Annotated in this window: 4 protein-coding genes and 1 pseudogene; all 5 read right to left on the reverse strand. The window is 30.2% G+C overall.

Going from position 1 to position 6,901, the window contains the following annotated elements:
* Positions 1-9: 9 nt before the first annotated feature.
* Positions 10-1,179 (reverse strand): GGDEF domain-containing protein, encoded by a 1,170-nt coding sequence (locus BMX09_RS04370; RefSeq protein ID WP_089746486.1) that lies wholly within the window; start codon positions 1,177-1,179, stop codon positions 10-12.
* A 167-nt stretch (positions 1,180-1,346) separates the two neighbouring features.
* On the reverse strand, positions 1,347-2,486 hold the full coding sequence (locus BMX09_RS04375; RefSeq protein ID WP_177159533.1) for a GGDEF domain-containing protein: 1,140 nt from the start codon (positions 2,484-2,486) through the stop codon (positions 1,347-1,349).
* A gap of 369 nt (positions 2,487-2,855) precedes the next feature.
* A complete protein-coding gene (locus tag BMX09_RS04380) occupies positions 2,856-4,013 on the reverse strand; it encodes a GGDEF domain-containing protein (RefSeq protein ID WP_089746488.1) in 1,158 nt (385 codons plus the stop codon).
* Positions 4,014-4,264: 251 nt separating this feature from the next.
* Positions 4,265-6,166: an EAL domain-containing protein gene (locus tag BMX09_RS04385; RefSeq protein WP_089746489.1), complete on the reverse strand. Its 1,902-nt coding sequence runs from the start codon at positions 6,164-6,166 to the stop codon at positions 4,265-4,267.
* Positions 6,167-6,625: 459 nt separating this feature from the next.
* A pseudogene (locus BMX09_RS04390) lies at positions 6,626-6,901 on the reverse strand (glucosaminidase domain-containing protein); the annotation flags it as partial.

The raw sequence follows: 6,901 nt of genomic DNA on the forward strand, positions 1-6,901 counted from the left end.
ATCTTACTATTAACGCTCAACATTTTTTGCTTGCTTAACTTGATACATCCTCTTATCGGCTTCTTCCAAATAATAAAGCATTGGCTCCTCCATTGGTTTATGAATCATCACTGAACCAACCGATACTTCAATCCGATACGGTAACTCTTCCTTATTCACCTCATTATCAATCGATTGTTGAATCTCTAAGGCAAAGTTATTCGCAAAAGACTCTCCCCACTGCTCAAACACCAATAAAATAAATTCATCTCCACCCATCCGAATTGCAAATAATTTTCTTTTATGAGTTAATTGGAGTAATGCTTGCCCTACAATCGCTAGAGCACGATCCCCCTCTTTATGTCCGTACTGATCATTTAATAACTTAAACTTATCAATATCTAAACAGTAAATCCCTAATGAACCACCACGACTTAAATGCTTCTCAATCTTCTTTTCAAGCTGAATCAAACTCCGACGATTATATAATTTCGTTAAAATATCTATATCATAAGTCAAATTCACAAAAGTCAATAAATACATAATCAAAGAAAAATTCAAAGCAATTGGAAAATAAATTGAAATATGATTTTGATAAAAAGCCAATAAAGCAATCAAAATCGGCATAACAAATATAATTACCATCGATGCCAAGCGCTTACCAATCACGGTAGTCGACCTCACTAACTTAAAGCCACCCTCAATCAAAGTGATTAGCCAAAAAAAAGCCGACATGCCCATCACTAAATGATTCCCCATATCCTTTAAAGTATAACCCAAATTCTCATTCAAGGTAAAAATCAATCCCGTATCCCAATTCGTCAAAATCAATATAATCATAATAAATAATAGCACTTTACAAAAAAATTTAAACCAATGACTTGAAAATGGTCGCACATCCAGTAACTCACTCACAAATGATAACCAAAAATACGGCATAACTACTATACAAATAAATAAAGCAGCTAATAATACTTGCATCAAAATCCAAGAATCAAAAAAATCAACGTAGGTTAACGCCAACCAACCAATATCCAATAAAATATAGACTGCAGCTGACACAATAAAAGTCTCTAAAATATTCAAATGATCCGTGAATTCTGGTAATACTACTGCTTTATTTAACAGACGATTCGAAAAACATAGCATAATGAATTCTAATACTAAAAACAAAATAATATATATTCGCCAGTCATACAAATGAATTCCCTCCAATAAACGAAAAATATTTTTTATCCTCAATTTAATTATAGCTAATCAAACTAATGAACTCAAATAATTCATAAAAATTCCAAAATCCAAACCATCTCCATTAAAATAAAAAATAGCTAAGACACCAAGTTGATGTTCTTAACTATTTATTTTCATTAACCTGCTAAATATTTACTATCCTTTTTGATCATGGACTTGTCATTATACATCGCATTATCAGCATTTGCCAAACAAATTTCAAATGAGTTTTCGGCATCACCATATAAAATAGCTGAACCAATCGACGTTGCAATATAATAATCACAACCATCTTCCTTAGCAGTTTCTTGAATCTCACGACGAATAAGCTCCTTAAAATCAACCCCCAGTAAATTATCTGCACAAGCTAAAATCACAAACTCATCGCCCCCAACACGAATTGAGACTGTATGATATACTTCATCAATCTTCTTGAAAGCTTTAGCCATAATTCTTAATACCTTATCACCTTCCAAATGACCGTATGTATCATTAATCTCCTTAAAATCATTAGCATCGATATAATATACCGTATTCAAACGATCCTTTCTATATGAAATCTTTCTTTCATTATATAAAGTAACCATCTTCTTACGATTATATAGACCTGTTAACTCATCCACAAAGCTCATTGGATCTTCTAATGTTAAAAAACTAAAAAAAATCGCAATAAAAATTGATAATGGAATACAATCAGGAATATCATATTTTAAATAAATATACCAAGTAAATACAATTGGAATTACAAAACCAATTACTCGTACCGATTTCTTCATTAATTCTTGACTTTTTGATGTAGCTAAATTAATAATCCCAAAAATAGTAGTAGTACCTAAAAATAAAGCCATTAAACATCGAATAATCATAACTGAATAGTGTCCAAAAATAATATTTTTATCCACATCCAAACTATAAATACTTCCCGTTATAAAACTTGTTACTACTAAACCGCAATATACAAGCAATAGTGCTGTATATAGTTTTGGAATAAGACCATTTTTAAACTTCCTAGTATCAAGAATTTCCTCAGCATATAAAAACCATAAATACGGTATCAAACCATATGAGATAAATTCACCAATTAAAATAATATGTAAACTAACCACACTCGTCTCAATAAACTCAAATAACATACAGCCTAAACAAATATCAAATACTAAATACATCGCAAACGCCCTAATAAGATTAATAAAGCGAATCGTTGCCATTTGATAAGAAAAAGAATATCGTAATTTCCCTAGTATTCCAAGCGTTCCACTTAAAATAAACATTTCCATTAGAATAAATGACCTAACAAACTGTTCCATACTAATCACCCTACAACTACATTATCAATACGAATAGACCTATAGCTAAGTACTCAATTGCCAACCAACTATTCATAAAGCTAATCTAGTGTATCTTCCTTTCCTATAATTTATCTAAAATTATAAAATACTGAATTATCTTGAAAAGTATTTTTTCCTAATTTATAAAGACATAATTCCATTCTAACACAATTTACTTACTGTTATAATGCTATTTCTGTTGATTTTTATGACTTTTATTAGTTAAAAAGTTGCGATTTACTACACATAACTACATAATTTACTAACAAAAAAACAGTCCCCTCTTCCTGACACATGAAAAGTAAGACTGTAAACTAACTATCTTTTTCGATTTTTCTTCTTGGGCTTATCTTTGTACATCGCCATATCCGCTTCTTTTAAACAATCATCCAATGAATCAAATGTATTACCATGAATCTTAGCCGAACCAATAGATGTCTTAATCGTATGAGGGAACGCTTCTTTTTCCGCAATATAAGAAATCTCATCACGAATCGTCTGCTTAAAATCAATATCATTTATTCCTTTATCACTAATCGCCACAATAAATTCATCTCCACCTAAACGAATTGAAACTGACTTAAAAAATTCATCCAAACGTATTAAAGCTTGACCAATAATCTGCAATACCTTATCACCTTCCAAATGGCCGTATGTATCATTAATCGACTTAAAATCATTCACATCTACATAAAAAATCTCATTCAAATCCCTATTAGAATCTGAAATCTTCCCTTCTAAAGCTAAAGCATTTAACTTCTTACGATTAAATAAACCCGTTAATTCATCAATATAACTCATCTGATCTTCTAGAGAGAAAAAATACAAAATAATCGCTGTAAACATCGCTTGTGGAACACAAATCGCTAATTGATATCTCGAATATAAAAATAATATCAATACAATCGGTACCACAAAACCAATCACCATTAAAGACTTCTTAACGACAATCTTATTTCTAGACATTATCAGATTAATAATCCCATAAACGGTTGCCGTACCAAAGAATAAAAACAATAAGAAGACAATAATTCCATTCGTATACTCACCCCAAATCATCATACTATCACTAGTAATCGCATAAATAAATCCCGTCTTAAAGCTCGTTACCACCAGCGCACAATAACAAATCATAACCATCTTATACGCATAAGTAATCACATCATACTTCAAAAAGTGCACATCCAAAATTTCCTTCACATATAAGAACCAATAATAAGGAATTAACCCCATTAAAATAAATTCACCCATTGATAAAAAATGCAATAAAATCGTCGAACTATAAAAATCTCCATAAACTAATAAAGCCCAACTAATATCAATTATTAAATATATACAAAATGATTTCACTAAACTTTTAAATCTTATCGTAGCAGTTTGACCAACAAAATAAGAGCGTAACTTATATAATAAAGCTGATGAAGCCACTAAAATAAAAATCTCTGTCATAATAAACGACATAATAAATGTATCCATAAAAACTAAATCATCCTTCCTTGTAATCTTCCTATATTATCCAAAAAGCCTTGCCAGAAAAGAAGATATCTCCCCATACCCCAGCAAAGCAAATTAGATAACTATTTTTTCTCTCTGAATAAAACACTTATAACTAATATTTAGAATGTTCAGATGTATTTCATCAATAAATTTTGTTTTAACACAAATAATTATTCATTTTTTTCATTACAGAAAGTCTAAAAATAGTTCATTTACCCATCATCCCGTTTCTAATTGTGATTATATTGATTTACTAAACGATCGAAGTCTTCAGCTGGAATTGGTTTTGAAAAGTAGAATCCTTGCAAATACTCACAACCAAATTCACTTAAATCCTTCACCATCGATTGATCTTCCACACCCTCAGCCACAATCGCCAAGTTTTGTTCTTTAAAAATCTCAATCACATGCTTCATAATATGATTTTCACCCTTAAAATAACTCCACACCAAGCTCATATCTAACTTCGCAGTTGAAAATGGATAAGTAATTAAGCGTTGCATATTCGAACTCCCCATACCAAAATCATCCAACACTAAATGAGCATTATACTTTTTAAATTCCTTCATCTGATAATCAAATAAAGCCGTATTTAACATAGCTGATTCTGTAATCTCGAATTCAATCATCGATAAATCAACTCCATAATCCCTCGCAATCTGTCTAAACTTATGAACCAATTGCGTATCTTCAAACTGCAATGGCGATACATTAACCGTAATAAAATTAATCCCCATCTCCTTCAAATCGTGCTCTTGAATATATTGACACACCTTTTCAAACACTACTAAACCTAAATCTAAAATCTCACCAGTTGATTCAGCTAAAGGTATAAACTTATACGGTAAAATAATTCCCAATTTCTCATCATACATCCGCACTAAAGCTTCTGCCCCCGTAATTCTCTTAGATTTTGTTGAAAATAATGGTTGATAATAAACCAATAAATCTTTTTCTTTAATTTTCTTCGTTAAAATGCGTTTTAGTTGATTAGTTTGCTTCATCTCATTAATAATCTCACCATCAATTACAAATAATTGTTGACGATCCAACTCACATTTTTCTAGAATATGATCAGCATAAATAATAAACTGCTTCATCGATTCATGGCATAAGTCATATGACACAAAAAATGGTTCAGCTTGCAGAATAATCTCATGATCATCAATTATAAATGACCGTTCGAAACGCTCCTTAATCACACGTAAAAATTTCTCTTGATTTATAGGCTCTTCTGATATTAAAAAAATCTGCTTTGTATCAATATAAAACACATAGATATCCGGACAAATACTATGAATCCATTCCGTTACCATATCAATACTACTATCAAAACGAAAAATTCCGATACGTTCTAATACATTATGATAATTAGCTAACTTAATACCACCTAAGTATAATTGTTTCCCTTTTTGCTGATACTCATCAATCATATATAACATCGCTTCACGGTTAAACGTATTGGTCGAATGCGATCTAAATAATCGAGGATCACACATTTTTAAATAAATTAAATACTCCGCTACTGTAAAATAAAAATTAATTACAATAATTGAATAGGTAAAATAATTCACCACAATCCCAAAAGTAGCACATATCACTACCAACCAAACAGCCCAATTCTGCTTTAACTTAACTCTATCAAAATGAGTAACAATGAAACCAATTAAGATAACCACAAATACAGCGGGAACCATATAGATTGTCCAATACGCACTTCCCCTAACAAAAGCTCCATCCGTATAAGACACAATTAACCCCGTCCAAGGTGTCGTTATACAAATTACTAATAATATATATAATGGAATCCGAAATACATAACGATACTTCCAAAATTCCTTCCAAAAACCTAAATAATATATTATGTATAAAATAATTACAGAATAAATATACTCTACCATCACAGTAAATATACTAAATTTAATTAAATTACTATAATATTTCCAAGATACAAGTGGCCCATAAAAAATCTTATCCACCACCAAATACAAACTCATCACAATAACTAATACCGCAATTCGCCCAAATAATTTATTTTTAATTAGCGGTAACTTTCTCGTCTTTTTATACACATAAAACAATGCAACTTCTGCAAATAATAAAAATAAGAGTAATGATAAACTCCAACTCACAAAAAAACACCTTCCTTAACCCTTTTATTATTCTTTTTTAATGAACCAATAAGAAAAAATAACGATAAAAATAGTAATAATAACTAATCACATCAATGACTAGCTATCCTTGAAATAAAAAAAACAGTTATGCTCAAAACAGTAACTGCTTTAAAAAAACAATTTTTATCAATAAATCCGAATAATATACTTAATATTTCATCCTTTTTTATCATTTTATCATATACAATTCTTTAACGTCAATTATATGGCTGTCTATCGAACAACTTTCTTCCTATAAATACCGGACACATTTCGATAACTTAATAATATTTTCGATAATTAAATTTTAATACTTATAAATGGAAGCGTTATATCGATATATAAAAGAAAATATATACAAAAAACGAGTTTCCCTACTATATATTAGTAAGAAAACTCGTATGATGATTGGCATGGTGGTTCTATATTATCAAAAGATTATTTTTTCCATTTACCTAATGCGTCCACTTTATAGCTATTGATTACTTCATTACGTGCCATTTGGCCGTTGTCTTTTAAGTAATACCAATGTCCTTTGTCATAAATCCATTTGTTTTTAGCCATGTATCCCCATTGTTTTAAGTAATAGTCACCTACCCATTGATTTTGAGCATAGGTTCCATCTTCATTAATAAAGAACCAGCTTTGGTAATGATTATCATAAATCCATTCATTATGAGCCATGTATCCCCAATCTTTTAAGTAGTATGCACC

The sequence above is a fragment of the Granulicatella balaenopterae genome (assembly GCF_900111135.1).
Classification (GTDB): Bacteria; Bacillota; Bacilli; order Lactobacillales; family Aerococcaceae; genus Granulicatella; species Granulicatella balaenopterae.